Below are 2,341 nucleotides of genomic sequence, written 5' to 3'. Positions count from 1 at the left end.
CACGACCTCGACGAAGCGATCAGCCGTCGAGCGATCCTCCTCGGCAAGTGCGGTGACGACTCGTCGATGGACGTGCGCCGGTCGAAGGCTGCGGCTGAGCTGGCCCGGCAGGACCTGTCGCTGGACCTGTTGTTCGCCGACCCCGACACCGGCGAGGTCCTCGCCACCGCACCCGGCCGCCGCGTCACGTTGAACGTCCACGTCACCGACACCACCTTCACCGGCGACAACCCCGTCGCCCGCTGCGAAGAGCTGGACGCCCCGGTCTCCTCGACACAGGTCAAGGACTGGTTGCAGGCACCCACGACAATGGTCATCGTCAGGCCGGTCATCGACCTGGCCGACTGCATCCCCGTCGACTCATACGAGATCCCCGACAGGCACCGTGCCCGAGTGCAACTGCGTGACCACACCTGCCGCTTCCTCGGCTGCACCGTCAAAGCGAGTCGTTGCGACCTCGACCACTCCATCGAGCACGCTCGCGGCGGACCAACCTGCCCCTGCAACCTCGTCCCCCTGTGCCGACGTCACCACCGCGCCAAGACCTTCAGCCTGTGGCGCTACGTCACCATCCAGCCCGGCCACTACCTCTGGCTCTCCCCCAACGGACACCACTTCCTCGTCGGCCCCAACGGCACGAAGGTGCTCGACACCCCGCGCCGCATCGACCCCGACGACTACTAGCCACCACGCCCCACACCCCGCCTGACGGCGGGGTCATCGGCATGCTCACCGCTCCAACTGCCGCCGGTTGAGGTGCGAGGCTCGGCCGCGGGCGGCCTCGCACCTCAACCACCGGGAGTACGGCGAAGCGAACCCCAGGCTTGCCGCCAGTCGGACTGAGCCACCCACCCGAGGCAACCGCGTGCGCGGCAGCGTGGCGCCCGCGCCGAAGGCGCGTCGAGGGCAAGTGCGGGCCGAGCTTGCGAGKGCCTGCGCGCAGCCCTCGACAGGCGACGCGCTCGCGCCATCAGCACCGCGAGGCTCCTCGCTAGCGCTCGTCACACCTCAACCACCGGGAGTACGACGAAGCGAACCCCCAGACTCGCCCCAGCGCCGACCGACCGCCGCTGGTTGAGGTGCGAGGCGCCCCAGCGCCGAGCCTCGAAACCAACGGCACCCCTGCACCCGACTGTGCCCACCACAGCCCGCCACCAAGGCCCGGAGGTTTCGAGGCTCCTCGCTGGCGCTCGTCGCACCCCAACCACCGGGAGCACGACGAAGCGAACCCCGAAACTCGCCGCCAGACCGCCGCTGGTTGAGGTGCGAGGCGCCCCAGCGCCGAGCCTCGAAACCAGCGGCACTGCCGCACCGGACTGTGCCGGCAGAGTCCGCCATCCAGGCCCGGAGGTTTCGAGGCTCCTCGCTAGCGCTCGTCGCACCTCAACCCCCGGGAGTACGGCGAAGCGAACCCAAGGCTTGCCGTGACCCGTCGTACGAGCGCCGACGCCGACCTCCACGACGTGCGCGTCGTCGTGCTGACCACCTTCGCCGACGACGACCTGGTCGTGGCGGCGGTACGGGCGGGGGCGACCGGCTACCTGCTGAAGTCGATGCCGCCCGACCAGATCCGCGCCGCCGTGCACGCGGCCGCCGAGGGGGCGACGACCCTGGCCCCGGACCTGACGACACGCCTGCTCCGCGACTTCGCCGAGCGGCACGTGCCGCGCTCGACGAGATCGCCGCGGGGCGGACCACCGAGATCGCGGTGCGCGACCGCACCCAGGCGGCGGTCGCGGCCTACGAGCTCGGGCTGGTCCGGCCCGGCCGCTGACCGGTCACCTCCGCACGCGGAAGCGCCAGGTCTTCGCAGTCCGGTTGCCGGCGTTGTCGACGGCCACGACCCGGACGGTGTGCCTGCCGGGCTTGAGCTTCTTCGCCGGGAGGGCGGTCAACCGGCCGATCCGCGCGACGTACCTCACCCTGGTGGCCTTGCGGCCGTCCACGGTGATGGTGATCCGCGCCTTGCGCACGCCCGAGGCGTCGGTGACCGTGGCGCGCAAGGTCGGCCGCTTCTTGCGGGTGGTGCCGGTGGGGCCGACCAGGCGGACCCGCGGTCCGGCGGTGTCGCGGGCGGCCACGACGACCTTGACGCTGGCCGAGACCGGGGTCGCCGCGCCGTGGTGGCTGGGTCCGCTGCGGCTGACGATCACGGTCGCCCAGTAGGTGCCCGGGGCCGTGTAGGTGTGGGTCGGGTCGGCGCCGGCGCCGGTCGCTCCGTCGCCGAAGGACCAGTCGTAGCGCAGGTCCGCGGTGTCCGGGGCCAGGTCGACGCAGCCGATCCGCTTCGCGGCGTTGTCGGGGTCGTGGATGACGATCGACACCGCCTTGGCACCGGCTC

General features: G+C 71.8%; 2 protein-coding genes. One reads left to right on the top strand and one right to left on the bottom strand.

Annotated elements, in window-relative coordinates; translation table 11 throughout:
- A partial coding sequence (locus L615_RS23045; protein WP_186449697.1) for an HNH endonuclease occupies positions 1 to 684 on the top strand: 684 nt, incomplete at its 5' end.
- Between the two features lie 1,094 nt (positions 685 to 1,778).
- On the opposite strand, the gene L615_RS23690 is transcribed toward L615_RS23045, so the two are convergent.
- A partial coding sequence (locus L615_RS23690; RefSeq protein ID WP_222430418.1) for a PKD domain-containing protein occupies positions 1,779 to 2,341 on the bottom strand: 563 nt, incomplete at its 5' end.

The organism is Nocardioides sp. J9 (assembly GCF_007829375.1).
In the GTDB taxonomy this organism is placed as follows: Bacteria; Actinomycetota; Actinomycetes; order Propionibacteriales; family Nocardioidaceae; genus Nocardioides.
This window is presented reverse-complemented; position numbering and strand designations above follow the sequence as displayed.